At 51.9% G+C, this 759-nt stretch carries 1 protein-coding gene; it reads left to right on the top strand.

Annotated features, from left to right (window positions below):
• A partial coding sequence (locus ACWHAR_RS26385; RefSeq protein WP_452088338.1) for an ATP phosphoribosyltransferase regulatory subunit occupies positions 1–759 on the top strand: 759 nt, incomplete at both ends.

Here is a 759-nt window from a genome sequence, read left to right as displayed (position 1 = left end):
ATGGAAACGCCGACACTGGAGTTTTACGATACCGTTGGCGTCCAGTCAGCAATTGAAGAGCAGCAGCTGTTTAAGCTACTTGATCAGGACGGCAAGACATTGGTGCTTCGCCCGGATATGACGGGGCCGATTGCAAGGATGGCGGCATCGAAGCTTTTGAAACACGGTCATCCGCTAAGAGTCGGCTATGCGGCAAATGTATTCAGGGCTCAGGAGCGTGAAGGCGGACGTCCGGCTGAGTTCGAGCAGGTCGGAGTGGAGTTAATCGGTGACGGCACGACGAGCGCGGATGCGGAGGTCATTGCTTTAGTCGTCGGGGCATTAAAAAACGCTGGGCTGGCATCCTTTAAAATTGCAATTGGCCATGCCGGCATTGCGGATGCTTTGTTTGTTGAGGTGCTCGGAAACGTTGAACGAGCTGATGTGCTGCGGAGGTTCTTATATGAAAAGAACTACGTCGGCTACAGAGAGCATGTCAAGTCTCTCCCGCTTTCCTCCATTGATAAAAGCAGACTGCTTGAGCTCCTCGAATTGCGGGGCGGCATAGAAGTATGCGGACGTGCTGAGGAAATCGTCGATTCTGCACAAGGAAAAAGCGTGGTTGATGAGCTGAAGGCGCTGTGGGACATTCTTGAGGATTACGGATGTACGGAAAATGTCCGCCTGGATCTGAATATGGTCAGCCACATGAGCTATTACACAGGGATTTTATTTGAAGTGTACGCCGAGAATGTCGGTTTTGTCATTGGAAGCGGCGGC

It is taken from the genome of Bacillus sp. LR--39 (genome assembly GCF_053613335.1).
The sequence above is the reverse complement of the archived record's forward strand: the minus strand, read 5'-3'. Positions and strand labels throughout refer to the sequence as shown.